This is a genomic window from Corallococcus sp. AB045, assembly GCF_003668895.1.
Classification (GTDB): domain Bacteria; phylum Myxococcota; class Myxococcia; order Myxococcales; family Myxococcaceae; genus Corallococcus; species Corallococcus coralloides.
On the sequence record NZ_RAWN01000062.1, the window covers coordinates 24,000 to 48,178 of the forward strand.

23 protein-coding genes are annotated in these 24,179 nt (G+C 70.6%); 9 read left to right on the plus strand and 14 right to left on the minus strand.

The window, feature by feature from the left end; genetic code table 11:
* Window positions 1-140 precede the first annotated feature (140 nt).
* Genes D7Y21_RS17085 through D7Y21_RS17100 form a run of 4 tightly spaced genes read left to right on the plus strand, consistent with a single transcriptional unit; the run spans window position 141 to window position 4,739 of the window.
* On the plus strand, window positions 141-944 hold the full coding sequence (locus tag D7Y21_RS17085; RefSeq protein WP_121714414.1) for a protein phosphatase 2C domain-containing protein: 804 nt from the start codon (window positions 141-143) through the stop codon (window positions 942-944).
* 4 nt (window positions 945-948) lie between these two features.
* Window positions 949-2,817: a hypothetical protein gene (locus D7Y21_RS17090; protein WP_121714416.1), complete on the plus strand. Its 1,869-nt coding sequence runs from the start codon at window positions 949-951 to the stop codon at window positions 2,815-2,817.
* A gap of 21 nt (window positions 2,818-2,838) precedes the next feature.
* A complete protein-coding gene (locus D7Y21_RS17095; RefSeq protein ID WP_121714450.1) occupies window positions 2,839-3,906 on the plus strand; it encodes a nicotinamidase in 1,068 nt (355 codons plus the stop codon).
* A 38-nt stretch (window positions 3,907-3,944) separates the two neighbouring features.
* Entirely contained in the window at window positions 3,945-4,739 is a 795-nt protein-coding gene (locus D7Y21_RS17100; RefSeq protein ID WP_121714418.1) for a hypothetical protein, read from the plus strand.
* A 20-nt stretch (window positions 4,740-4,759) separates the two neighbouring features.
* Here the strand turns inward: D7Y21_RS17100 and D7Y21_RS17105 are convergent, their stop codons facing one another.
* Window positions 4,760-5,635 (minus strand): alpha/beta fold hydrolase, encoded by an 876-nt coding sequence (locus D7Y21_RS17105; RefSeq protein ID WP_121714420.1) that lies wholly within the window; start codon window positions 5,633-5,635, stop codon window positions 4,760-4,762.
* Between the two features lie 105 nt (window positions 5,636-5,740).
* Complete coding sequence (locus D7Y21_RS17110; RefSeq protein ID WP_120566889.1) at window positions 5,741-6,178, minus strand: M48 family metallopeptidase; 438 nt, start codon at window positions 6,176-6,178, stop codon at window positions 5,741-5,743.
* Window positions 6,179-6,255: 77 nt separating this feature from the next.
* Between D7Y21_RS17110 and D7Y21_RS17115 the strand changes: the two genes are divergently transcribed.
* Both D7Y21_RS17115 and D7Y21_RS17120 read left to right on the plus strand, forming a co-directional pair.
* Window positions 6,256-7,608: a restriction endonuclease fold toxin 5 domain-containing protein gene (locus tag D7Y21_RS17115; RefSeq protein ID WP_233612136.1), complete on the plus strand. Its 1,353-nt coding sequence runs from the start codon at window positions 6,256-6,258 to the stop codon at window positions 7,606-7,608.
* 14 nt (window positions 7,609-7,622) lie between these two features.
* On the plus strand, window positions 7,623-8,327 hold the full coding sequence (locus D7Y21_RS17120; RefSeq protein WP_121714452.1) for an immunity 52 family protein: 705 nt from the start codon (window positions 7,623-7,625) through the stop codon (window positions 8,325-8,327).
* Here D7Y21_RS17120 and D7Y21_RS17125 read toward each other — a convergent pair.
* The 9 genes from D7Y21_RS17125 to D7Y21_RS17165 form a co-directional block, all read right to left on the minus strand.
* Window positions 8,310-9,077 carry a PIG-L deacetylase family protein gene (locus D7Y21_RS17125; RefSeq protein WP_121714424.1) on the minus strand — a complete coding sequence of 256 codons (768 nt, stop codon included), beginning with the start codon at window positions 9,075-9,077 and terminating at the stop codon, window positions 8,310-8,312. The genes D7Y21_RS17120 and D7Y21_RS17125 overlap by 18 nt on opposite strands.
* Window positions 9,074-10,360, minus strand: coding sequence for a glycosyltransferase family 4 protein (locus D7Y21_RS17130; protein ID WP_233591920.1), 1,287 nt, complete (start codon window positions 10,358-10,360; stop codon window positions 9,074-9,076). The genes D7Y21_RS17125 and D7Y21_RS17130 overlap by 4 nt, the downstream gene beginning before the upstream one ends.
* Window positions 10,357-11,208 carry a sugar phosphate isomerase/epimerase gene (locus tag D7Y21_RS17135; RefSeq protein ID WP_121714426.1) on the minus strand — a complete coding sequence of 284 codons (852 nt, stop codon included), beginning with the start codon at window positions 11,206-11,208 and terminating at the stop codon, window positions 10,357-10,359. Before D7Y21_RS17135 ends, D7Y21_RS17130 begins: the two co-directional genes overlap by 4 nt.
* A 3-nt stretch (window positions 11,209-11,211) precedes the next feature.
* Entirely contained in the window at window positions 11,212-12,687 is a 1,476-nt protein-coding gene (locus tag D7Y21_RS17140; RefSeq protein ID WP_121714428.1) for a YcaO-like family protein, read from the minus strand.
* Window positions 12,684-13,517, minus strand: coding sequence for a hypothetical protein (locus D7Y21_RS17145; RefSeq protein ID WP_121714430.1), 834 nt, complete (start codon window positions 13,515-13,517; stop codon window positions 12,684-12,686). The genes D7Y21_RS17140 and D7Y21_RS17145 overlap by 4 nt, the downstream gene beginning before the upstream one ends.
* On the minus strand, window positions 13,508-14,542 hold the full coding sequence (locus tag D7Y21_RS17150) for a Gfo/Idh/MocA family protein (RefSeq protein ID WP_121714454.1): 1,035 nt from the start codon (window positions 14,540-14,542) through the stop codon (window positions 13,508-13,510). Before D7Y21_RS17150 ends, D7Y21_RS17145 begins: the two co-directional genes overlap by 10 nt.
* Before the next feature lie 40 nt (window positions 14,543-14,582).
* Complete coding sequence (locus D7Y21_RS17155) at window positions 14,583-15,515, minus strand: hypothetical protein (protein WP_121714432.1); 933 nt, start codon at window positions 15,513-15,515, stop codon at window positions 14,583-14,585.
* A 3-nt stretch (window positions 15,516-15,518) separates the two neighbouring features.
* A complete protein-coding gene (locus D7Y21_RS17160) occupies window positions 15,519-16,745 on the minus strand; it encodes an inositol-3-phosphate synthase (protein ID WP_121714434.1) in 1,227 nt (408 codons plus the stop codon).
* Window positions 16,746-16,945: 200 nt separating this feature from the next.
* Window positions 16,946-18,298, minus strand: a complete 1,353-nt coding sequence (locus D7Y21_RS17165; protein ID WP_233612138.1) for an MATE family efflux transporter — start codon at window positions 18,296-18,298, stop codon at window positions 16,946-16,948.
* A gap of 178 nt (window positions 18,299-18,476) precedes the next feature.
* Between D7Y21_RS17165 and D7Y21_RS17170 the strand changes: the two genes are divergently transcribed.
* Complete coding sequence (locus D7Y21_RS17170) at window positions 18,477-19,670, plus strand: glycosyltransferase (protein ID WP_121714438.1); 1,194 nt, start codon at window positions 18,477-18,479, stop codon at window positions 19,668-19,670.
* Here the strand turns inward: D7Y21_RS17170 and D7Y21_RS17175 are convergent.
* The 3 genes from D7Y21_RS17175 to D7Y21_RS17185 form a co-directional block, all read right to left on the minus strand.
* Complete coding sequence (locus tag D7Y21_RS17175) at window positions 19,601-20,824, minus strand: glycosyltransferase family 4 protein (RefSeq protein ID WP_121714440.1); 1,224 nt, start codon at window positions 20,822-20,824, stop codon at window positions 19,601-19,603. The genes D7Y21_RS17170 and D7Y21_RS17175 overlap by 70 nt on opposite strands.
* Window positions 20,825-20,833: 9 nt before the next feature.
* Complete coding sequence (locus D7Y21_RS41810; RefSeq protein WP_158619425.1) at window positions 20,834-21,037, minus strand: hypothetical protein; 204 nt, start codon at window positions 21,035-21,037, stop codon at window positions 20,834-20,836.
* An 89-nt stretch (window positions 21,038-21,126) separates the two neighbouring features.
* Entirely contained in the window at window positions 21,127-22,170 is a 1,044-nt protein-coding gene (locus tag D7Y21_RS17185; RefSeq protein WP_121714442.1) for a pirin family protein, read from the minus strand.
* Window positions 22,171-22,446: 276 nt separating this feature from the next.
* Between D7Y21_RS17185 and D7Y21_RS17190 the strand changes: the two genes are divergently transcribed.
* Together D7Y21_RS17190 and D7Y21_RS17195 are read left to right on the plus strand one after the other, a co-directional pair.
* Complete coding sequence (locus tag D7Y21_RS17190) at window positions 22,447-23,403, plus strand: hypothetical protein (RefSeq protein WP_121714443.1); 957 nt, start codon at window positions 22,447-22,449, stop codon at window positions 23,401-23,403.
* A gap of 32 nt (window positions 23,404-23,435) precedes the next feature.
* Window positions 23,436-24,179, plus strand: a 744-nt coding sequence (locus D7Y21_RS17195) for a hypothetical protein (protein ID WP_121714446.1), incomplete at its 3' end; no start/stop codon positions are given.

Below are 24,179 nucleotides of genomic sequence, written 5' to 3' on the forward strand. Positions count from 1 at the left end.
GTTGTCCCACGTCGCCTTGACTTCGTGTCATTTGAACACCATGTTGGTGTCGTTGATACACGAAGTCGGGCGGCGCGGGGCCGCCTGGTCGCCAGCAGGTTCCTGTGTCGTGCGTGCCCTTCGAGGGCCACGGGAGAGCCATGTCCACGCTGCCCTTCGATGTCGCGGTGGGTTCGGTGCAGGGCCGGGAGCACGCGCGCTCGGGACGCAACAACCAGGACGCCGCCTGCGTCCGCGAGAGCGAGCACGGGCTGGTGGTGGTGGTGGCGGACGGGTGTGGCAGCCAGCCGTGCAGCGAGTTGGGGGCGCAGCTGGGCGTGCGGCGGCTGGCGCAGGCGGCGCAGGCGAGGCTGGCGCGCGGTGAGACCGTGGACGGCGCGGACTTCCTGCCAGGGCTGCGCTCGGACCTGTTGGAGCTGATGGAGGGCCTGGTGTCCACGCTGGGGCGGGACGTGATGGGGGACCTGCTCTTCACGCTGGTGGGGGCGGTGATGACGCCGGCTCGCACGCTCGTCTTCTCGTCGGGGGACGGAGTGTGGATGCTCAACGGCGAGGTACACGCGCTGGGGCCGTTCCCGGGCAACGCGCCGCCGTATCTCGCGTATGCGCTGCTGCGCGGAGAGGACGTGCGGCTGGAGCCCCGGGCGCTGGTGCCCACGGACGATGTGCACGCGCTGCTGGTGGGCACGGACGGGGTGGGGGACCTGCTGGGCCTTTCGCAGGCGCGGCTGCCGGAGCGCGATGAGCCCGTGGGCCCGCTGTCGCGCTTCTGGACGGAGGACCGGTACTTCACGAACCCGGACGCGGTGCGACGGCGGCTGGCGCAGCTCAACCGCGAGTCGGTGCGCGCGGACTTCGCGGAGCGGCGGCTGCTGCGCACGCCGGGGCTGCTGACGGACGACACCACGCTGGTGGTGCTGCGCCGCCGGATGGGGAGGGCGTGAGGCCATGGACGTCTGGCTGGAGGGGAAGAAGGTCCGGTTGGATCCGCAGCGGGCGCTGGGCAAGGGCGGCGAGGCGGATGTGTATGACCTGGGTGATGGCCGCGCGCTCAAGGTCTTCAAGCAGCCCGAGCATCCGGACTACCTGGGCCTGTTGCCCGAGCAGGCCGCGGCGAAGGCCCGGCTCGTGGAGCACCAGCGCAAGCTGCGCGCGTTTCCCTCGGGACTGCCGGCGCGAGTGGTGACGCCGCAGGCCCTGGCCACGGACAAGAAGGGCGCGGAGGTGCTGGGCTATGCGATGCGCAAGCTGGACGGCATGGAGCCGCTGCGCCGGTGGAGCGAGCCCTCATTCCGGCGCGCGGGAGGCAAGGCCGCGGACGCGGTGACGGTGCTGGCGGGGCTGCACCGGGTGCTGGCGGCGGTGCACTCGGCCAGCGTCGTGGTGGGGGATTTCAACGACCTGAACGTGCTGACGGTGGGCACGGACGCGTACTTCATCGACGCAGACAGCTTCCAGTTCGGTCCCTATCTGTGCCCGGTGTTCACGGAGAAGTTCCTGGACCCGCTGCGGCTGGACCCGGGCGCGCAGACGCTGACGCCCGCTCGGCCGGCGACGGTGGAGAGCGATTGGTATGCCTTCGCTGTCACCGTCATGCAGTCGCTGTTGTGCGTGGGGCCGCAGGGGGGCATCCACAAGCCGAAGACGCAGGCGGCTCGGCTGAACGCGGTGGGACGGATGCTTCAGCGGGTCACCGTGTTTCATCCGGACGTGCAGTACCCCAAGCCCGCGCTGCCCCGGGCCTCGCTGCCGGATGACTTGCTGCACCTGTTCCACCAGGTGTTCGTGGAGGACCGGCGCGGCGCGTTCCCGCTGCCGGTGCTGGAGGGACTTCGCTTCACGGTGTGCGCGTCGTGTGGCCTGGAGCACGCGCGGGCCGCGTGTCCCACGTGTCAGCCGCACGCGACGGTGGCGGCCACGCCGGTGTCTGCGGTGCGCGGGCAGGTGACGGCGAAGCGGACGTTCACGACCCGCGGCGTGATGGTGCACGCGAGCGCGGAGGACGGAGTGGTGCGCTTCGTCTACCACGCGGACGGCGCGTACCGGCGCGAGGATGGGCGCACGGTGATGCGCGGCGCGCTGGACCCGACGCTGCGCTGGGCGGTGCAGGGGGATGTGACGCTGCTGGGGCAGAGGGGGCGCGTGGCGGTGTTCACGCCGGGCCGGGAGCAGGAGTTCCTGGGCGTGGATGTCTGCGACAACCGGCCGGTGTTCGCGGCCAATGCCAGACACCGGTTCTGGGCAGTGGGTGGCGGGCTGTGGCGGGACGGCGCGTACGGGGCCGAGCGGTGGGGGGACGTATTGCAGGGGCAGACGCGGCTGTTCGTGGGACCCCGGTTCGGTCTGGGGTTCCACCGCGCGGCGGGGCTGCGGGGGGCCTTCCTGTTCAACGTGGAGCGCAAGGGCCTGAGGGACGGACTCGCGCTGCCGTGGCCGTCAGGGCAGTTGCTGGACGCGGAGGCCGTGTTCGACGCGGACTCGGTGTGGCTGCTGCTCGCGGAGGAGTCCAACGGCCGCACGGTGCACCACGCGGTGTTGCTGGGCTTGGACGGAGCGGTGCGCGCGAGCGCCCGAGCCGACGCAGGGGACGGCTCGTGGCTGGGGACGCTGGGTGGAAAGTGCGCCGTGGGGGGCGCGCTCTTCTGCGCCACGGACGCGGGGCTGACGCGCGTGGCGCTCCAGCAGGGCCAGTTGGTGGCGGTGCGCGAGTTCCCGGACGCGGAGCCGTTCGTGGACGCGGGCCGAGGGCTCTTGCTGTCGCGAGAGGGATTGACGGTGGTGGGGGCCCAGGACCTCACCGTGCTGCGGATGAAGTGAAACACACACAGGGGGATGGACATGAAGAAGACGACCGTGAAGGAACTGCCGCTGCCCGGGTTCTACAATTCCAACCACGCGGCGGAGTACGGCTACGGCGCGAACGCCGGGAAGCTCCAGCGTGACGCCGGGGCGTGGAAGGCGGCGCAGGGTGTGACGGCGGCGGCCACGGACCGCTTCAACCTGCACCTGCTGCTCATCGACGTGCAGAAGGACTTCTGCTTCCCGGATGGCTCGCTGTACGTGGCGGGGCGCAGCGGGCGGGGCGCCATCGACGACAACCGCCGCATCGCGGAGTTCATCTACCGGAACCTGGGGGCGCTGACGAACGTCACCGCGACGCTGGATACACACTTCGCCTTCCAAATCTTCTTCCCGTCCTTCTGGGTGGACCAGGACGACCAGCCGCTCCAGCCGTACCGCGAGGTGACTCGCGAGCAGATTGAACGCGGCCAGGCGAAGCCGAACCCCGCGGTGGCGAAGTGGCTGTGCGGCGGCAACTACCCGTGGCTGCTCAAGCAGGTGAAGTTCTACTGCGAGGAGCTGGAGCGCGCGGGGAAGTACACGCTCTACCTGTGGCCGCCGCACTGCCTGCTGGGCAGCGACGGGCACGCGCTGTCGGGCGTGGTGCAGGAGGCGCGGCTGTTCCACTCGTACGCGCGCGGCGTGCAGTCGTGGGCGGAGGTGAAGGGCGGCAACCCGCTGACGGAGAACTACTCGGTGCTGCGGCCGGAGGTGTTGATGCGGCATGACGGCCAGCCGCTCGCGCAGCGCAACACGCAGTTCCTGAAGACGCTGCTCACGTCGGACGCGGTGGTGATTGGCGGACAGGCGGCGAGCCACTGCGTGAAGAGCAGCATCGATGACCTGCTGGGGGAGATCGTCGCGCAGGACGCGGCGCTGGCTCGCAAGGTGTATCTGCTGACGGACTGCATGTCGTCGGTGACGGTGCCGGACGGCAAGGGCGGCTTCGCGGCGGACTTCACGCCGCAGGCGGACGCGGCGCTCAAGCGCTTCGCGGACGCGGGCATGCACCTGGTGAAGTCCACGGACCCGCTGGCGAGCTGGCCCGACCTGCACCTGTCGTGACGTCTGGCATTGGCACTCACACGAAGGGAGACACGGACATGAGCAAGGCGAACGGGACGGGTGTCACGAAGCTCTTCGAGGACGCGCACGCGGAGGGCATCCTCAGCCCCGCGGGGTTGCAGACGCTCACGGTGGTGGACCTGGGGGCGCAGATCCAAGCGGGCCTGGGCATCCACGTGGACGACGTGCAGGCGAGCGAGGTGGTGCTGGTGACGGTGATGCCGGATGACTCCTGGAGCATCTCGCACGCGGGGCACACGAAGACGGTGTGTGACGGGCACAACCTGGTGCTGGACGCGCTGCTGGCGAGCCAGCAGAAGGACGGCGTGCTGTTCCACACGCGCTACCTGAACGGACACGTGCTCAATCCGTTCCGGCCGCTGGAGGATGTGGTGCGGATGCACTCCAAGAACTACTCGGCGGACCAGGGGACGCCGCTGTATGACCAGGCGGTGGTGCTGCTGGGCACGGTGCTGGCGAAGTCGCAGGAGTTCAGCGGCAACGGAGTGCCGGTGCGCACGGTGACGCTGCTGATTACGGACGGCGCTGACGCGGGCTCGCAGAAGGCTCGGGCGAAGGACGTGGCGGCGCTGGTGAAGGACCTGCACCGGGTGGAGAACCACATCGTCGCGGCGATGGGCATCGACGATGGGGTGACGGACTTCCGGCGCGTGTTCCAGGAGATGGGCATCGCGGACCGGTGGATTCTGACGCCGGGGCAGAGCGCCCAGGAGATCCGCGCCGCGTTCCAGGTGTTCAGCCAGTCCGCCGTGCGCGTCAGTCAGGGCGCTGCCAGCTTCAGCCGCACGGCGCTGGGTGGGTTCGGAGCCTAGCGGGCGCGGAAGGCCAGGCGTTACGCCCGGAGGAAGTCTCCGAGCAGCTCGCGGACCTCCGCTGGCCGCTCCTCGGTCACCCAGTGGCCGGTGTCCCGGAGGATGTGGGGCTCGACCTGGGTCGCCACCGCTCGCGCCTGCGCGACGAGCGGTTCGCCCATGGACTTGTCACCGCCAATGACCATCACGGGCATGGGGAGTTTGTTCCGGGCCAGCTCCCGGAAGGCCTGCTTGTCCTGGTCCAACGCCTGGAAGTAGCCCCATGTCGAGTGGAGCCGGCCCGGGGCCGCGTAGGCCTCCGTGTACGCCTGCCGTTCCGCTTCGCCGACGGCCTGGGGATTGGCGGCGAAGTCGGTCCAGAAATGGTCGAAGTAGATGCGCTCGCGCCCCTGCACCAGCTTCTCCGCGGTGGGGCCGTTGAAGGTGAAGTGCCACACCTCCAGGCTGCGCATGACCTGGTCGGACCAGGGCTCGATGCCCGGCAGGAACGCGTCCAGGAGGGCCAGGCGTTCGACCTCGTCGGGGAAACGGGCGGCGTAGGCATAGGCAACCATCAGGCCGATGTCGTGGCCCACGACGGAGACCTTGTCGAAGCCGAGCTTCTTCACCAGCGCGCGCATGTCGCCGGCCATCGTCTCCTTGTCATAGCCCTGCGCGGGGGCGGCCGAGCCACCCGCGCCTCTCAGGTCTGGGATGAGCACGGTGTGCTGCTTCGCCAGCTCGGGCGCAAGGCGCCACCACATGAGGTGCGTCTGCGTGTAGCCGTGCAGCAGCAGGACGGGGCTGCCCTTGCCGCCGATGACGAAGTGGATCCGCGTGCCGTTGACGTCCTCGTCGCCTTCGCGGAAGCCTTCCGGGAAGAAGGGACGGACGGTGCTCGGCTGCTGGCGTGTCATGGGCGCCTCCTCGCGGGAGCGGGTTCACGCCTCAGGGTGTGCATGCCCCGAGTGCGTGAGGCGCCAGGTCGAGCGGGGAGGCCGGCGCTCGGGTCCCCGGATTCCTCAGTCGTCCTGGGGCGGTAGCAGGCGGGACTGGATGAACTCCAGGTACTTCGCGTCGTCGCCTTCGAAGAGTTCCTCGCCTCCGCCCATGAAGGCGCGGGCCAGCTCATCGGCCGCGCGGGCTTCGTCTCCCAGCTCCAGGGCGCACTGGCCGAGCCGCAGGTGGATGAAGGGGTTGCCGAGCCCTCCCGGCGAGTGGACGGCTTCGCGGAAGTGCTCGCGGCAGTCCTCGAAGCGTTCGAGCTGGAAGTACATGTCGCCGATGGCGGCGCGCACCCAGGTGTTCTGTTGATGGTCGCGGGTGGGTTCGGGAATCAGGGCGAGGGCGGCCTTGAAGTGTTTCAGGGCCTCCTCGAAGTTGCCCTCTCCCGCGGCGGTGTCTCCCTGGGCGCAGAGGTCGGTGATGCGCTGGTGGGTCTCATCCGATATCGACGTCATCCGTGCTCCGGGGACCGGGGGAGAATCGCGGTCCTCGGCACAGTGTAGATGACATGTCGTGGATTGGGAGACGGTGCTTGGGCACGAAACCGTGGGGACGGGCTGGCTGCTGGCTGATGCTGCTGGTGTTCTGGGTGGGCTGCGCCAGCGGACCCACGGTGCGGCTGCGCACGGAGCGGGGGACTCGGACGTATGCGCCGGCCACGTGGGACGGCCGTGTGCCGGTCAGTGCTCGGGAGTTCGAGGACGCGCTGACGCGGCTGGTGCTGGAGGTGCCACTGACGGTGCGGGCACCGAGGGTGGTGCGCGCGGTCGCGAAGAAGGGGGCGCAGCTGGACCTGGGGTTCGGGTTCATGCTGCGGGACGGGTACGGGCGGTGGTGCCGCGCGCATGAGGCTCCGGGGGACTGCTTGTCCTTGCTGGCGGACGGTGCGGGTTTCGGTGAGTTGGACCGGCTGACGCTCGCGGTGGGCATGTCGCTGGACCCGTTGCGCGCGAGCATTGGCGCGGCGCTGCAGGACACTCTGAATCCGGAGTTCTTCGTCTCCGTGGTGGCAGGAGCCATCACGTCGTGGGTGGTGTTGGCGGCGGCACCGGAGCCCCTGTTCACCAAGGCCGCAGCGGTGATTGCCGCCGTGTTCCTGGCGTACGTGGGTGTGCAGTCGTTCCTCGCGGTGGTGCGGGCGTGTGCTGCGCTGAAGGCGGCCACGGATAGGGCGCAGACGTTCCAGGAACTGGAGGAGGTGGCGGAGGTCTTCGCGCAGGCGCTCGGCCCGGAGGTGGCGCGCGTGTTCGTGCTCGCGGTGACGGTGCTGGTGAGTCACGGCGTGACGGTGGGGCTTTCATCCGCGCTCTCGTTGATGCCGCGCTTCCCGGACGCGGTGCGACTGGGCTCGACACAGGCGGGCTTCAACCCGGCACGTGTGCTGGACGTGAGCGCGGTGGCGGTGGTGGACGGCGTGGTGGAGGTGACGCTCGCATCCACGGCGGTGGCGATGGCCGCGATGGGCCCGCCTCCTCCAAGCAGCAGTGCGGGAGGTCCGGGCAAATGGGTGCAGGTGAATGAGTCGATGTCCGACCGTGCCCGTGACTATCAGGCACAGGTGACTGGAGCACCGAAGGGCTCCGCGTATCGGGTCAAGCGAGGGGACGAGGAGGTCGACTTCGACGGCTATGACCTGGATGAGAACGTTCTGCTGGACGCGAAGGGCCCTGGTTACGAGCAGTTCTTCGGTATGGATCTGAAGGCGAAGAGATTCTTCCAGGGCGCGGATGCCTTGGTTGAGCAGGCTCGGCGGCAAATCGAAGTGGCTGGAGGTGCTCGCGTTCGATGGGTGGTCGCCGAGAAGAAATTCGCAGATGCCTTGCGTGCGCTGTTCAATCGCCAGAACGTTAAGGTGGAAGTGCGTTATCTCGCTCCCACGAAATGAGCACCGCCGACCACATGACGGACCGTTACTACCTGGGGGCTTACTGGACGGCTCGGCACGAGTCCGACGAATCCTGTGCTCATAGAGCGGAAAGGTTGTTCGAGCGCCTGGGCCACCTTGAACCTACGTGGCGTCAGTGGCACGAAACCGGACGCACCTTCAAGCAAGCGCAGGAGCGTCAGGTACAGACCGGCCGGGCCTCCTTCCTGAAGCTGTTCGCTCGAAAGAAGAACCGTATCGGTGACGGCTTCCAGTATTGGTTGTGGGCGGGCCCTCATCCGGATGAAGCAACTGCAGTCAGTGGCTTTTGTGGTTCATCGAGTCACCTGCAGACTTCGGTCTGTGTGGTTGACCTCCCTACTGACGGAGAAGTGGCCGGACGCGTTCTGACAGCACCCGTCTTGCGCGAGGCGCTTCGTGCCGTGGTGCGCTGTTGGGAGCCGGCATGGGGCGTCGTTGCATCCGAGCAGTACCGGGACCAAGTATCGCCTTCCTCAGGGGACGCGGGCACCTTCGTGGGCTGGATGACCTACTTCTCCCGGCAGTGGGGAGAGGTTCCTCCGCTTCCCGCCACGGTGCGCGTCGAGCCCGTGGAGGACCTGGGAACCCTGGTGATCCTCACGGAGGAGCGGTTCACGGTGACGAACCCAGAACACGTCCGGCTGGCCACGGAGGTGCACCAGGTTCTCGATGCAGCCGGCCTACTGCGCGCCTTGTGATGACTCCGCCAGGAACACCTCCGCGGCTCCTGGCTGACCCCGCGCCTGCGCTTCCATCCGGTGGAACGCCGTGAGCGTCCGCGCCAGACCGTCCACTCCGCCGAACTGGAAGCCCAGCTGCGTGCCGTAGCGGACGCAGCCCTCCACCTTCTTCGGCAGGTGCTCCGTGATGTCCACGGCCAGCGGGCGCAGGCCCTGCGGCACGGCGGCGTCCGGGTGGGCCTTCGGCTGGCGCACGGCGTACGGGGTGTCCCGGTAGTAGAGGATCCGGTTCGTCGGGATGCCCAGCCCCTTCGCGGCTCGCACCACCTGCACGTGGTCCACGTGGCTCCCCAGGGCCTGGGGCACGAAGACCCGGTCCGGCTTCAGGTCCCACAACACCGACTTCAAGCACTTCGCCACCTTCGCTTCGATGACGTCGTCCGCTCGCGGTGGCTGGAACAGCGCCTCGGGGCTCGCGTAGCCCCGGTGCGGCGCTTCCTCCAGGTCTCCCCACCGCACCTGGTCCACGCCCATGCAGGCGGCGAAGGCGCGGTCCTCTTTCCTCCGCAGGGCCATGTAGTCCACCTCCGGCCCCAGTCCCTTCGATGTCTGACATTGCAGCGCGAAGCCCTTCGGCCCCGGCACCGACCGCGTGAAGACGGTGACGAGCGCCACCGTCCACCCCTTCGCCTTCAGCGCCGCCAACGTGCCACCACAGGAGAAGGCCACGTCGTCCAGGTGTGGTGACACGAACAGGGCCGTGCTCATAGCAGGTGCGGCTCCGCCCGGAACCGGCAGGTGTGGTCCGCGCGCTCCTCCGTCATCGCCGGGTCGTAGAGGTGCGTCCACCGCGTGTCCGGCCTCGTGCCCGTCAGCGTCCGGTAGACGCCTTGAATCCTCCGCCCCACCGCTCGCCACGAGTACAGCTCCCGCACCTCGCGCAGCGCCGTGGCCGCCAACCGCTTGCGCAGTGGCGCGTCGTCCATCAGCCGGCCCATCGCCTCCGCCAGCGCGGCGCTGTCCTTCGGCGGCACCAGCAGCGCATCCCTGCCGTCCTCCAGGCAGTCCACCACCCCCACCGCTCGCGTCGACACGATGGGCAGTCCGGAGGCCATCGCCTCCAGCAGCGTGTTGGAGAACCCTTCTGAATACGTGGGCGACACGAACAGGTCCGCGCTTCGGTACAGGTCCGGCGCCTTCGCGTAGATGGACGCCCCCGTGAGCTCCACCACGCCCTGGAGCCCGTCCGCCTCCACCTTCGTGCGCACCGCCTCCAGGTCCGGTCCAATCCCAGACACCCGCAGCTTGAACTTCCGCCCGTCCGCCACCAGCCGCCGCACGGCATCCAGCAGCTCCATCACCCCTTTCCGGGCGTCCACCCGGCCGTGATACAGCCACACCGGCACGTCCCGCGTTTCTCCCAGCGCGGACTCACTCCTCGGATGGAAGCGCTGCGTGTCCGTGGCGCCGGGGACGATGGTGAACCGCTCCAGCGGCGTCCCGTGGTTCCCGCTCACCTCTTGCGCGAAGGACCTGCTCCCAATCAGCAGCGCCCCCGCATGGCCCAGCACCGCGAGCATCGCCTGCTTGTGTGTCCCGCAGCAGGTCCCCACCCAATGCCCATCCCCGCCCTGGATGGAGACGACGTTGGGCAAGCCCAACAGCCTCGCCGCCTGCAGCGCCGCCAGGCCGCACGGATAGCCGTACTGCGCATGGATGAGGTCGAACGGGCGGCGCCGGTGCTCGCGCACCACCGTGTTCACCATCACCTCCAGGTCATGCTCGAAGCTCGCCGGCTGGCCCTGGTTGATGCGCTGCTCGCCCACCGACTCGCAGCCCAGCACGTGCGCGCCCGGAATGCCCGGCGGCGGCCCTCCCCCGTACACCGCCATGCCCGCCGGATCGCTTCGGTACTGGCTCACCATCGTCACGTCATGCCCGCACGCCACCAGGTCCCGCACCAGGTTCAGCGCATAGACGCTCATCCCCGAGATGGCCGGGAAGAAACGCCGGGAGATGAAGCAGATCCGCAGTCCGTTCACGCTGTTCACGCCGCCACCTCCGCGCCCGTCGGCAGGCGCTTCCTCAACCATTCCAGCGCCCAGGGCACCAGCTCGTGCGCCCGGTGCGCGTCCCGCGACAGCTCCACGCACACCAGCCGGTCGTAGCCCGAGCGCGTCAGCTCGCGCAGGACCGACGGCACGTCCACGTCCCCTTCGCCAAACGGCAGGTGCTCATGCACGCCGCGCTTCATGTCCTCCAGCGCCACCGTGCCCAGCACCTGCGCGAACTCGCGCACGGCTTCCGCGGGCGTCCGCTCCTGCGTCACCAGCAGGTGCCCCACGTCCAATGCCAGACGCACGCCGGGCACGCACGCCTGCAACCGGCGCCAGCCGTCCACCGTCTCCACCAGCATCCCCGGCTCCGGCTCCATCGCCAGCACCACGCCGCGAGCCGCCGCGTACTCCGCCAGCCGCGCCACGCCATCCACCAGCCACGGCCACGCGGCCTTCTCCGTCACGCCCGGGCGGGGCACTCCCGCCCAGAAGGACACCGCCTCTCCCCGGCACGTCGCGCACACGTCCACCGCGCGCTTCAGGAACTCCAGCCGCCGCGCTCGGCCCTCCGCGTCCGGGGTGATGAGCGTGGGCTCGTGCTTCCTCCGAGGGTCCAGCAGGAAGCGCGCCCCCGTCTCCACCACCAGCCCCAGGCCCAACCGCTCCAATCGAGCGGCGAGCTGCTCCGTGCGCAGCTCGAAGTCCGGCGCGAACGGGTCGAAGTGGTGGTGGTCCAGCGTCAGCGCCACGCCGTCGTAGCCACTGTCCGCGATGAGGCCCAGCGCGTCCTCGAAGCGGTGGTTCGACACGCCGTTGGTGTTGTACGCGAAGCGCAGGGCCATGGCTCACTGCCCCCCGAAGCGACGGCTCGCGAGCACCGCCGGCACCGCGTGGCGGTCCGGCTCCCGGTAGAGCGCGTACAGCCGCCCCACGCGCGCCTCCGCCAGCCGCACGTTGAACCAGACGGGGCCGCCCAGCCGCTCCTCTGCCTCGGGCGTCAGCCGCACCGGCTGCGCGCCCGGCGGCGGTGCTCCCAGGCCCACCAGCGGGTCCCTGCGCTCCAGGAGCCGCGCCGCGTTGCGCTCGCCCACGCGGTTGTACGTCATCGTCTCCACCTCCAGGCCCGGCACCAGCGCCTTCACCACGTGCACCTGCCGTCCCGGCGGCGACAGGTCCGCGACCAGGATGTCCAAGCCCGCCGCGTGCAGCTGCCGCACCACGTGGTCGCAGCGGAGCGACGGCTCCTCCACGGTGGGCGCGCGGGGCAGGTCCTCGAAGCGCACCTTCTGGCGGACCATCAGCGTGCACGCCGTCAGCTCGCGCAGCGCCGGGGCCGGCAGCCGCGCCCACTCCACCATCGCGTTGAGCGCGCGTGGCTCCTCCGCGTCCAGGTCCACCTGGGGCACGAAGCGGTCCATGTATTTCGGCGGCGCCACCCGGGCCACGTGGCTCAGCGGCCCGTGCATGAACGCCTTGCGCGCGCGTGAACAGGCGTACTCCAGCAGCGCCTTGCGCAGCGCCCGGTCCCGGTCCGGGTCGGCCGCCTCTCCGCACGCCGTCACCATCAGCGGCTGGTCCCCCACGGACAGGTCGCGGCCCACCACGTACAGGTTCACCAGGCCGAAGTCCGTGCTGGCCAGCTTCGCCATCACCTCCACGCCCGCGCGGCGGTAGAGCTCCAGCAGCTCGCGCACGTCCGGCGCCAGGTCCGAGCCCTCCAGGTCCAGCACCACGCCCTGGTCCATGGCGCGGTACATCAGCCCGTTGCCGTCGCGCTGGATGAGCTCCAGCAGGCCGTGCGCCAGCGCTTGGGGCCGCGTCAGCCCCGCGCCCTGGCCGTTGGTGATGGGCGTGATGAGCGGTGTTCGCCCCTGCAACTGACCGGGATGGATGGCGACGTACTCCTCCGGCACCAGCACCCGCTCCCCGGTGGCCAGCCGCTGCATCTCCACCCAGACGAGCGGCAGGTCCGGTTGATACGGACTGCCCGCGGGCAGCCCCAGCGTGAGCGGATCCGCCACCGCGGTGGGACCTCGCGCGCGCACCAGCGCCGCATGGCTGCCGTGCACGCGCGGCATGCGGTGCATCGCGAGCTCGCAGAAGGTCTCCTCCACCAGCTCGCCCAGCGCGCCCACCCGCGCCTCTTCGTCCGTGCGGCCATAGCCGTTGCCGTGCAGCACCGCGCCCGTCCCGCCCCCCAGCGCCAGGCTGGCGGAGGCCACCGGAATCCCCAGCCGGTCGATGGGGTCGATGCGGAACATCTGCAGGGCGCCGGTGGACACGGCGTGGTGATACGCGTCGATGGCTCGGGCAATGCTCATGACAGTTCCTCCAGTGGAAGGGGACGGGTGTGCGGCATGCCCGAGAGCAGCCGGTCGAAGAGCGCGAGCGCGTGCTCGCGGGTGACGCCTCGCGCGAACTCGAACGGGGTGAAGACGTTCTCGAACGGGAGCTGCTTGAGCACCGCGCGGTAGCGGCGCAGCTCGCCGTGGCTCAGCGGAATCGCGTAGTGGAAGCCCTTGTGGCACGACAGCCCCGCGGGCCTGCCCCGCGCGTCCAGGTCCACCTTCAGCGCGTCGCCGCAGAACAGCGAACGGGTGCGCGCGTCGTACAGCACCGTCTGGCCCTCGTAGTGGCCGCCCACGCAGTGCAGCGTCAGGCCCGGCGCCAGCTCATGCTCGTCATCCACCGGCCAGCGCACCTGGAAGGCCTTGCTGTACGGGACCGCGTCCCGGTGCAGGACGAGCAGCGGGTCGAAGTGCTCCTGCAACTGCCACAGCGCCCCGAAGCCGTGCGGGTGCGACGCGGACAGCACCTGGAGGCCGCCCATCACCTCGATGAACTCCTGCGCGGGCCGCGAGTACCAGGGCGCGCCCTCGAAGCCGACGTTGCCTTCGGGCCTGCGCAACAGCCACCCCGTGGAGCCCAGGCCGAAGGGCGGCGTGCAGGTGAAGCCCCAGATGCCGGGCAGCGCCTCCTCCCAGCGCGTGGAGAGCCGCTCCGAAACCTGGCCCGCCGTCTGGAAGTCCCAGCCGTCTCGCGGCAGCGCGTTGCGCACGTCCAGGCAGGTGGGACAGCCGGTGGGCGGCTCGCGCGGGAAGCCCGGCTGCCACGTGCCGCAGTGGGTGCAGGCGTAGCGGGTCAGTGGCATGGCGGAAACGCCTTTCCGTCCTGCGTCGCCTGCGTCAGCAGCCCCACGAGGCGCACGTCGCGCTCCGGCGCGAACGGCTGCGGACGGCCCTCCAGCACGCACGCGGAGAAGACCTCCACCTGGTGGAGGAAGGGACTCCGGTCCTCTTCCGGCGACAGGGGGACCCACGTCTCCTCTCCTGTCTTCGCGTCGATGAGCGACAGGGAGCCGCCGGGGGTCTGCCCCATCGTCTTGTAGGCCAGCGCTCGCGCCCGCGTGCCGATGAGCTCCAGCGTGCGCCGGGGGTACGCGTCCGGGCAGTTGTAGGCCACCTGCAACAGGCCCAGCGCGCCGCTCTTGAACTGGCCCATCAGCACCGCGCCGTCATCCACGGCGTAGCAGTGCACTCGCCGCTGCGTCATGGCGGTGAGCGATTCCCACTCGTCGCCCAGCACCACCTCCAGCAGGTCCAGGCCGTGCGGCGCCAGATCGATCATCGCGCCGCCGCCGGCCTGCTCCGGGTCGATGCGCCAGTTGTCCGGCGTCCAGTCCTCGGGCAGCCAGCAGGCGTAGTGGATGCGCGCCTGGGTGACGGTGCCCAGCACGCCCTCCTTCACCAGCGTGCGCAGCTTGCGGTGCGCGGCGTGGTGGCGCTGGTCGAACGCGGTGGCGTAGTGCACGCCCGCGCGCTGGCACGCGGACACCATGCGCAGGCCGTCCCTCGGCGTGACGGCCATGGGCTTCTCGCACAGCACGTGCTTGCCCGCGGCGGCGCACGCCTCCGTCATCGCCGCGTGCAGGTGGTTGGGCGTGGCGATGTAGACGGCCTGCACGTCCTTGTCCGCCAGCACCGACCCGAGCGCGGTGTAGCGATTCACGTCGTCCGCCGGGATGCGCATCAGCGCCTCCGCGTTCGCGTCGCACAGGGCCACCAGTCGCGCATTGCTCGCGCCCTGGAGCGCCGGGATGACGTAGTCCCTTGCCACCCAGCCACAGCCCACCACCGCCCAGCCCAGTCTCCGGGCCCTCGGCTTCGCCTCGAACATGGTCACCGCCTGTTGGGAAGGTTGAGGAACCGCCGCCGGCTCATGGCCACACCGCCGCGTCGCGCAGGACGTCGTTGCCGAACGTCTGGAGCGGGCCGGGGTGGATCAGCTCCAGGTCCTCCATCGCCTGTCGCAGGGTGAAGCCCGCCGCGCGGGCGTGGGCCTCCAGCTCCAGCACCCGGTCCAGCGCGTCCGCTGCGTTGAAGGCGCGCGCCTCCGCCGAGTCCACGTTGCCGGTGAGCGCCAGCGCCTGCCGCACGACACCGGCCAGCCGCTCCGGCAGCGAGGACAGGGCCTCCTCCGTGAGGCGCTTCATGACGGGCTCCAGCAGGTCCCCCAGCAGCGCCTCGCCGCGGTAACCCGCGTCCGGCAGCGCCGCGTTGAAGAGGTGGTGCGAAAGCCCCGCCACGAAGGGCAGGGCAGGGGACGCGCCGAAGCAGGGCGCGACGAGCACCGCGCCCACCGCCACCGCGTAGCAGTGGTCCGCGTGGCCCTCCTGCGGTGACACGAGGATGCGCGGCCGGCCGGGGAACGTGGCCCCGGCGCGGGGTTGGCGCACCAGCCGCTCCACGAACAGGGGCTGCGGCGCGTGACACGCCTCCTCCGGCGTCTGGGAGAGCGCCACGGACAGCCGCTCCCTCAGGCCGGGGTCCAGCGGCGCGGCCACCGCTTCCAGGCCCCGGTGCAGCACCCGCGTCGCGTCCAGCGGGGACAGCCCCACCCGCTGGAGGACGTCCATGTCCAGGCCGCCCAGCCGCACCGCCGCCAGCGCGCGCGCCGTCTCCTGCATCGCCACGATGCGCGGGTCCATGCCGGAGGCCAGCGCGGCCCAGGCCCGGCGGAAGCCGTGCGCCGCCAGGCCGTCCGGATGGTCCGGGGTGCGGATGCGCTTGAGGTCCATCAGCTCCGACAGGAGCGGGCGGAGCTCCGCCAGACGGCCGGGGGACGCCGTGTCACGCGCGGGTGCGTTCATGGCTCAACCCCTGATGCGTTCCGGGAGGCGCTCCACCTGCCGAGCGCGGCCCGCGCCAAGCCACGCCATCAAGCGGCGCTGCTGCTCCGCCATGGCGTGCTCCACGGGTTCGCCGTCTTGCGACATGGGGGCCTTGAAGAAACAGCCCAGCGCGTCGATGACGCCGCACTCGCCCCGGCGCTTGGCCAGGTCCAGCGTGCGCGCCAGCTCCACGACGAGCGGCGCGGCGAGGATGGAGTCCTTGCAGAGGAAGTTGAGCTTCAGCTGCATGGGCTGCCCCAGGAAGCCCGTCACGTCGATGTTGTCCCAGGCCTCCTTGTTGTCCCCTCGCGGGCGGTAGTACTGGATTTGGACGACGTGGTCCTGGACCTTGTAGCCAAGGATGCTGTCCAGCGCGGCGCCCTTGGTGTCGAGCTTGTTCTGCTTCGACGCCGGGTCGTTGAGGGCTTCTCCGTCGCGGTTGCCCAGGATGTTGGTGGAGTACCAGCCGTCCACGTGCAGCGCGCGGTCGCGCAGCGCGGGCGCGAGCACCGTCTTGAGCAGCGTCTGCCCCGTCTTGCCGTCCTTGCCGGCGATGGGCGCGCCGGTGCGCTTCGCCAGGAGCAGCAGCGCGGGCACGTCCGCGGCGACGCTGGGTGTGAAGTTGGCGAACGGGATGCCGTCCACGATGGCCGCGTACGCGTAGAGCATCGCGGGGCCGATGTCCGGGTCGTTCGCGTCCAGGGCCTTCTCGAAGGCCTCCGGCGTGGCGAACTCCGGACGGGTGAGGTCCACGGCCTTCTCCGTGGAGGCCAGGTTCACCACCACCACGCGCTCCAGCTGCTCACGCTGCTTGAAGCGGGCCAGGTCGTCGCGGATGGCCCGCACCTGTTCGCGCAGGGTGCGCGCCTTCTTCTCCGCGGTGCCCACGACGTTCTTGCAGAACTTCGCGTTGGAGGCCGCGGGCCACGGCCGCATGCGGCCCAGCGTGGGCGCCACCGCCTCCAACTGCGCCTCCGTCAGCACCGCGTGGTTGCGCGCTGCGTGCGCCAGGTCTTCCTCGAACAGGTCCCAACCGCCGAAGGTCAGCTCGCCGTACTCCGCCAGCCCCAGTCCCTTCGCGTCCGCCAGGGGCAGGCCCCGCGTGTCCACCCGTCCCCGGCGCAGGAGCTCCATGCCCGCCACCGCCGTGGTCGCCACCGCGCCGCCCAGTCCCACCACCGCCACGCCCAACCGCTCGTTGCCCGCCATGTGTGATGCCCCTCCCCGACCGTTGTGCCCCGTGCTCTCGCGGCGACACTTCGGCGGCGCCCCGGGGTGACAGGAGTGCCGTGGATGGAGGCGCTTGGGGCGCCCGCTCGCTGCGAGAGTTCGTGGAAGGTCGGCACCTGTCTGAGGGCTTTCAACTCAGCCCCTGGACCGTGTGGATTGTCGGCTGGCGGAGAGCCGTCTCAGACGTGCCGCAGCTTCCAGCCGCCGCGCCGGAAGAGGGCGGCGCTCGCCAGGCCGAGCGCTCCATACGTGACGGCGATGGCGATGAACGCGCCCGAGGGACCCAGGCCCAAAGGATGGGAGAGGACCCACGCGAGCGGCAGCTGGAGGCCCCAGGAGAAGAGGGCGTTCACCACGGTGGGGGTGGTGGTGTCGCCCGCGCCGTTGAAGGCGTGGGGCAGCACGGTGACGAAGGCGTAGAGGGCCAGGCTGCAGCTGACGATGCGCAGGCAGCGCACGGCGTGCAGGCCCACCTCCGGCTCGGAGGTGAAGCGGTGGATGAGCGGCTCCGCGAAGAGGAGGAAGCCCACCGCCACCACGCCCAGGAACGCGAGCGTGTAGAAGCTGGCGCGCCACGCGGCCCGCTCCGCGCGGTCGGTGTCGCCCGCGCCCAGGCTCTGGCCCACCAGCGTGCCCGCCGCGTGGGACAGGCCCCATGACGGCTGCTGCGCGAAGAGCAGGACACGCATGGCCAGCGTGTAGCCCGCGAGCGCGGTGCTGCCGAAGGTGGCCACGATGCGCATCAGCACCAGCCAGCTGGACATGCCCAGCAGCGACTGGAGCGTGGCGCCTCCCGACAGCTTGAGCAGCGAGCGCAGCGTGGACGCCTCCACGCGCAGGTGGCGGCGGCGCAATTCCAGACGTCCGCTGCCCTTGAGCAGGCGATACACCTGATACAGCACGCCGGTGGAGCGGCCCACGGTGGTGGCCAGCGCGGCGCCGGTGACGCCCATCGCGGGCACGGGGCCCAGGCCGAAGATGAACAGCGGCGCGAGCACGATGTTCACGGAGTTGGCCAGCCACAGCGCGCGCATGGACGTGGCCGCGTCCCCCGCGCCGCGCAGGATGGCGCTGATGAGGAACAGCAGCATGATGATGGGGAAGCTGGCCAGCATCAGCCGCGTGTAGCCCGCGCCGTGCTCGACCACGCCGGGCGCGGCGCCCAGGGCCATGAGCAGCGGACGCGCGAAGTAGCTGCCCGCGAACGCCAGCGGCACGGCCAGCGCGAGCCCCAGGCCCAGGGCCTGCACCGCGGTGCTCGCGGCGCGCTCAGGATCCTTCTGTCCGATGCGGCGCGCGATGAGCGCGGTGGCGCCGATGGACAGACCCAGCGGCAGGGTCTGGAGGAGCGTGAGCATGGACTCGGTGAGGCCCACGGTGGCGATGGCGTCCGCGCCCAGGTGTGACACGAAGAGCACGTCCACCAGGGCGAAGATGGACTCCATCACCATCTCCAGGACCATGGGCACGGACAGCAGCAGGAAGGCGCGATCCACGGGCCCGGTGGCCAGGTCCTCGGTGGAGCCCTTCACCGCCAGCCACAGGGAGGCAAGGAGGCCCCTGGCTCCAGAGGTAGAAGGGGAGGCGTCCGGGGCGAGGGTTTCAGGCGGGGGTTGCGTCATGGATTGCGCGTTGCAACGGGACGCCTTCCGCGTTTCATCCCTCGCGGTTCCCCGCTCGCCGGCGCGTGCGGACGGGTAGATTCAGGGCATGGCTTCCGGTCCCCGCGTCCTCCTCCTCGCCGAGCGCTTTCCCCCTGACATCGGAGGGCTCGCGCGCAGCGGGGCGCGCACCGCGGGCTCGCTCGTGCGGCTGGGCGCACGCGTGGACGTGGTTGCATGGACCCGCACGGCGCAGCCGGGGGCACTGGAGACGGTGCCGGACGCGGGGGACGTGTCGCCGTTCGCGAAGGGCGTCACGCTGCACCGGTTGGGGTTGTTCGGCAGCGCGGACCTGTCCATGCAGCACACGCTCGATGTGCTCGGCCACCTGCACTCGCGGCGGAAGTACGACCTGGTGTGGGGGCACTACCTGTACCCGCCGGGTTTCCTCGCGGTGGTGTTCGCGCAGAGCGCGGGGCTCAAGTCCATCCTCAGCGCGCGGGGCAATGACGTGGATCAGCTGATGTTCCCACCGGGGGACTTCGCCCGCCTGCTCTGGACGATTCAGCGGGCGGACGTGCTCACCGCCGCTTCCGCGGACCTGGGCCGGAAGATGGCGATGCTGCTGGGCCGAGACCCGGGCGTGGAGGTCATCCCCAACGCGGTGGACACTGCGCTGTTCTCACCGGGCCCGGCGGACGCGGCCCTGCGCGAGCGGTTGGGCATCCAGCCGGGCGAGGCGGTGCTCGGCTTCTCCGGGGAGCTGCGCCACAAGAAGGGGCTGCCGTTCCTCTTGTCCGCGCTCACGGAGGTGCGGCGCGTGCGGCCCGCGTGCCTGCTGGTGATTGGCGAGGTGCGCGCCCGGGATGCGGAGCACCTGGTGGCCTACCGGGCGGAGCATCCGGAGGACGCGGCGCGCATCATCATCTCCGGCGCGCTGGAGTCCCCGGAGCTCATCGCGGAGCACCTGCGGCTGTGTGACGTGTATCTGCAGCCGTCGTTGTGGGAGGGCATGCCCAACGCGCTGCTGGAGGCGATGGCGTGCGCGCGGCCGGTCATCGCCAGCGACGCGGGTGGCATCCCGGAGGCGGTGGAGTCCGGGGTGAATGGCTTCATCGTGGAGAAGGCGCTGCTCAACCACCTGGGGCAGGCGTGCCTGGACGTGCTGGGGATGCCGGAGGCGAAGCGCGCGGCGCTGGGGGCTGCGGCGCGCGCGCGAATCGAGGCGGGCTTTCAGGCGGACGCGGAGGCGGCGGTGTTGTCGCGCGTGCTGACGCGCGCGATGCCCAGGTCGTCCGAGTAGGCGTTCACCAGCGCCTCCTGCGCGCGGCCCCATGGGAATTCACGCTCCACGCGGGTGCGGGCGTTGGCGCTCATGGCGGCGCCGAGGGCGGGATTGGCGATGAGGTCCTTCACTGCTTCCGCGATGGCCTTGGGCGAGCCGGGGCGGATGCGGTAGGCCTCGGTCCCTTCCGCGAGCGCGCGCACCACGGGCAGGTCGCTGACGACGACGGGTGTGCCGGTGGCCATGGCTTCGATGAGCTTCAGGGGGCAGCAGCCCTGCACGCAGTTGCGGTCGTTCACGGGCAGCGGCACGAGCACGACGTCGCAGGCGTGGTGCAGCCGGGCGAGCTCTTCCTGGGGCAGGGGTTCGAGGATCTCGACGGCGCCCTGGAGCACGAGGTCTCCGCAGCGATCCAGGAGGGCGCGGCGCGCGTGCTTGCGCAGGGGGCCCACGAGGGTGAGGGTCACGGGCAGGTCGCGGCGCAGGAGGCGGCAGGCCTCGATGGCGTGGTGCACGCCCTGCCACGCGGTCATGGTGCCGCTATAGAGCAGGCGCACGGGGCGGCCGGTCTCTGGGGCTCGCGGCGGGGCGTAGCGGAACACGTCCAGGTCCACGCCGTTGGGGATGACGCGCAGGCGCTTCGGATCCGCGCCGCGGGAGATCAGGTGCTCGGCGGTGACGGCGCTGGGCGTGACGAGGAGGTCCGCGGCCTGGAGGCAGGCTTCTTCTTGCGCGAGCAGTTTGCGCATCAGCTCCGCGTCATCGGAGACATCGGGGTGGTGGTACTTGAGCTCGATGGAGGGCAGGCCGTTGACCTCGTAGACGAGCGCGTCGGTGAGGGCGGCCTTGCGCCGGGCGATGGGGTAGCCCTCGAAGATGGAGCGGACGTGGACGACCTTCGCGCGCGGCCGGCCCCTCCACCACGCACCCAGGTGCGAGCGGAACGTCAGCGCCTGGGCGACCAGGTCTTTCCCGCGGGCACCCAGCGGGTGGTAGGTGACGTGGGGACCCAGGGCAGGCGGGGGAGTACCGGGCGCGTCGCCAATGGCCACCAGGTCCACCGGGCCGAACGCGGCGCCCAGGGCCTCCACGAAGGCGCGGATGTGCACGGCGGCGCCCTTGGGCGCGGGGAAGCGGTCGAAGGACGCGTAGACGATTCCGGAGGTGCCCACGGTCTGGTGCTACCGCGACGGCGGCCCGGCGGCAAACGGGGCGGTCCGGAGTTCGGGCAGCATGGCGCGCATGCTCATGAGCTCCGGGGGGATGGTGGCGCTGCTCACGGCCGCGCCCGCTCCCAATGCCCAGCCGCTCACGTGGATGGTGACCGGCTCCGACGTCACGTTCGAGATGTCATCGAAGGACCTGCGCGCCCTGCGCGGCGGCAAGGAGGTCTTCGGCCTCCTGTCGCGCCAGGAGCGCCAAGGCGCCCTCCCTGAGCTTCGAGTGGGAGGGCGCCGAGGCGAAGAAACCCTGATCAGGCCGGCTTTTCGATGTGGCCGTCCGCGTGCCGCGCGAAGCGGCCTTCCTCGCGCGCGTGCACCGGGTCGTGGCTGGGCCAGGGCCAGCCGCCGAAGCCCGTGCGCTGGTAGTCCGCGAAGGCCTGCTGAATCTCCTGCCGCGAATTCATCACGAACGGGCCGTACTGCACGACCGGCTCGCCAATGGGCCGCCCCTGGAGCAGCAGCAGTTCCGCTGTCTCCGGGCCGTTCTCCAGCACCACGTCCACGTCCGCGCGCAGCTCGATGGCGCTGCGCGCCGGCACCGCCCGGCCGCCGACCTTCATCCCAGCGCCCAGGAAGAAGTACAGCATCCGGTTCGTGCCGCGCTTCGCGGCCGGCAGCGTCCAGCGCGCGCCCGGCTCCATCTTCAGCGTCCAGATGGCCACGTCCGCGTCCGCGTTCGCGGCCCAGGACTTGGGCGGCGACGGAGGCGCCTGGATGTCGCCCAGGTTGCCCGCCACCACGGTGATGTTCGTGGCGCGGCCCGCGTCGTCCTTCGCCACGTGGCGCGGGATGACGTGGTTCCACAGCATGGAGAAGTGCGCGGGCACCATCTTGTTGGCGCGCGGCAGGTTGAGCCAGATTTGAAACAGCTCGATGTGGTTGCCCTGGTCCTGCTTGAGCAGCGGGAACATCTCCGAGTGGTTGATGCCGCCGCCCGCGGTGAGCCACTGCACATCACCCTCGCCGAAGCGCGCCGCCGCGCCCAGCGAGTCCGAGTGGTCCAACAGCCCGTTGCGCACGATGGTCACCGTCTCGAAGCCCCGGTGCGGGTGCTGCGGGAAGCCCGGCACCACGGTGCCGTGGTACATGTTCCAGCCGTCCCGCCCCGCGAAGTCCTGGCCGATGTCCCGTCCCGCGAGCGACGCCTGGGGCCCCAGCCGCTCGTTGCCCTGGGGGTAGCGGTCGTCATGGTGCACGCAGAAGAGGAATGGATCCGGCGTCCGCCACGGGGTGGGGGACGGCCCGAGCGGATCCACGCGGACGACGGCTTCCGGTTGCTGTGCCTGCTGACTCATCTTCGACTCCTCTGCCTTTCCCGAGCCGCGTGAACACCCCGCGACGGTGGTGACACCCGCCGCCGCGATGAGCTTCAGCGCTGCCCTCCGGCTCACTTCATCCACGGTCCACCTCGCGCTCCATGCCGTTGGGGCCGCCCATCCTACCTAACGTCCTGGCCTTCCCGGCGCTCGGCCTGCCTGCATGGTCGGCGGTTCACCCCTGGTAGGACGGCCCGGAGGCCCCTACGCTCGCGCACGGGTCCGCCCGACGGGCATCGCAGGGAGTCCACCGCCTTGGCGGTCAACGTCAGCCGCTTCCACGAACTCTTCCGCTACCAGTCCCGCGCGCCGGTGCCGGACCTGCTCGAGGACATGGAGGTCCTGTCCCAACTGGACGCCCGCGCGGAAGGGCAGCGACGCGCGCTGGCGTGGTCCGGGTGGTTCACCGCGCTTCCGGGCGGGGTGATGGCTGCCGTGACCTACGGCGTGTGGGCGGGCACCGTGGAGCGGGATGAAATCACCGAGGCGGGTGCCCAGCTCCTCAAGGTCACGGGCGTGGTGGGTGGGTCGCTGCTCGTCGTGGGGCTCCTTCTGTTCCTGTGGCGTTACACCCTCAAGCCGCGCGACCTGGACAACCGCCGCTACGGCCTGGCCCAGGCGCTGCTCCGGCGTCTGGAGATGGACCTGGCCCCGGACGCGCCGGTGCGGCTCAAGCTGGACCTGCGCCCTCCGGACGTGCTCGACAAGCGCGTGCGGCAGGACATGGTGGGGTGGTGGAACACGGACTTCTTCGTCGACCCGTGGTTCATGCTGGAGACCCGGCTGGCGGACGGCGCCTTCGTGCGGATCCGCATGGTGGAGCGGCTCCAGAAGCGCGAGCGCTCCAAGACGAGCGCCAGCGGCAAGACGAAGACGAAGACCCGGCGCAAGGGCTTCGCCCAGTTGAGCGTGTCCGTGCGTGTGAAGCCGAAGCGCTACCCCGGCCTGGAGCGGCTCAAGGTCCGCGCCACCGCCGCCACGCGCCTGCCCCGGAAGGTCGAATTGGAGCGGGTGCGCGTCGCCTCGGGCCGGCTGCTTCTGCGCGCCCGGCTGTCCGACGAGTGGGTGGCGCGGGCGGAGCGTGAACCGGGAGCCAAGGACGACGCGTCCCGCACCGCGACGATGATGCTCCTGAGCATCTACCAGGTGCTGGGCTACACCCGCCGGCGCGCGAAGTTGCAGGCCGCGCGCGGACGTCGCCAGTCGGTTTGACCGCCCGGGAGCGGATCTCTACTCTCACGACCGTGGCGCTCGACACCTCCGAATTCAAGAAGACGTATGTCTACGAAACCCGCGCCCCGGTGACGGAGGTGCTGGCGGACCTGAAGACGCTGGGGGCGCTGGACGCGTGGGCGGAGCGGAGGCGGATCTTGATGGGGATCGGCTCCTTCGTCTTCGTGTGCCTCAGCATCTCGTTCGTCATCCTGTTGAAGTGGCTGCTGTCCGCCGCATTTCTCGCGACGAGCATCGCGCTCTGCATCCTCTGGGCGCGCTCGAAGCACACGGACCTGGAGAACCGCCGCTACGGGCTGGTGGCCGTGCTGCTCCAGCGCTTCCAGGTGGACCTGGACGCGAACGCGCCCGTGGACGTGAAGCTGGACCTGGCGCCGGAGGATGACGCGCGCAAGAGCGTGGGCAAGCTCAAGCGGGGCCGGTGGGACTGCGAGGATTTCACCGATGCGTGGCTGTCCCTGCACGGCCGCTTCGCGGATGGCACGCACCTGCACCTGTCCGTCGTGGAGCACGTCCAGAAGCGCAAGCGCTACGGCCGCGGCAGCAGCGGCAAGACGAAGCTCAAGACCAAGCGCAAGGGCAAGACGCTGCTCCAGGTGGGGCTGCGCGTGAAGCCGGAGCGCTTCCCCGGACTGGCGGATCAGCGCGCGAACGCGAAGAAGGCCGTGCGGCTGCCCCCGGAGGTCATCCTGTCGCGGCTGGACGTGGCCCAGGACCGCGTGGCGATGCGCGCCCTGCTGGGGCGGGATGGGCGG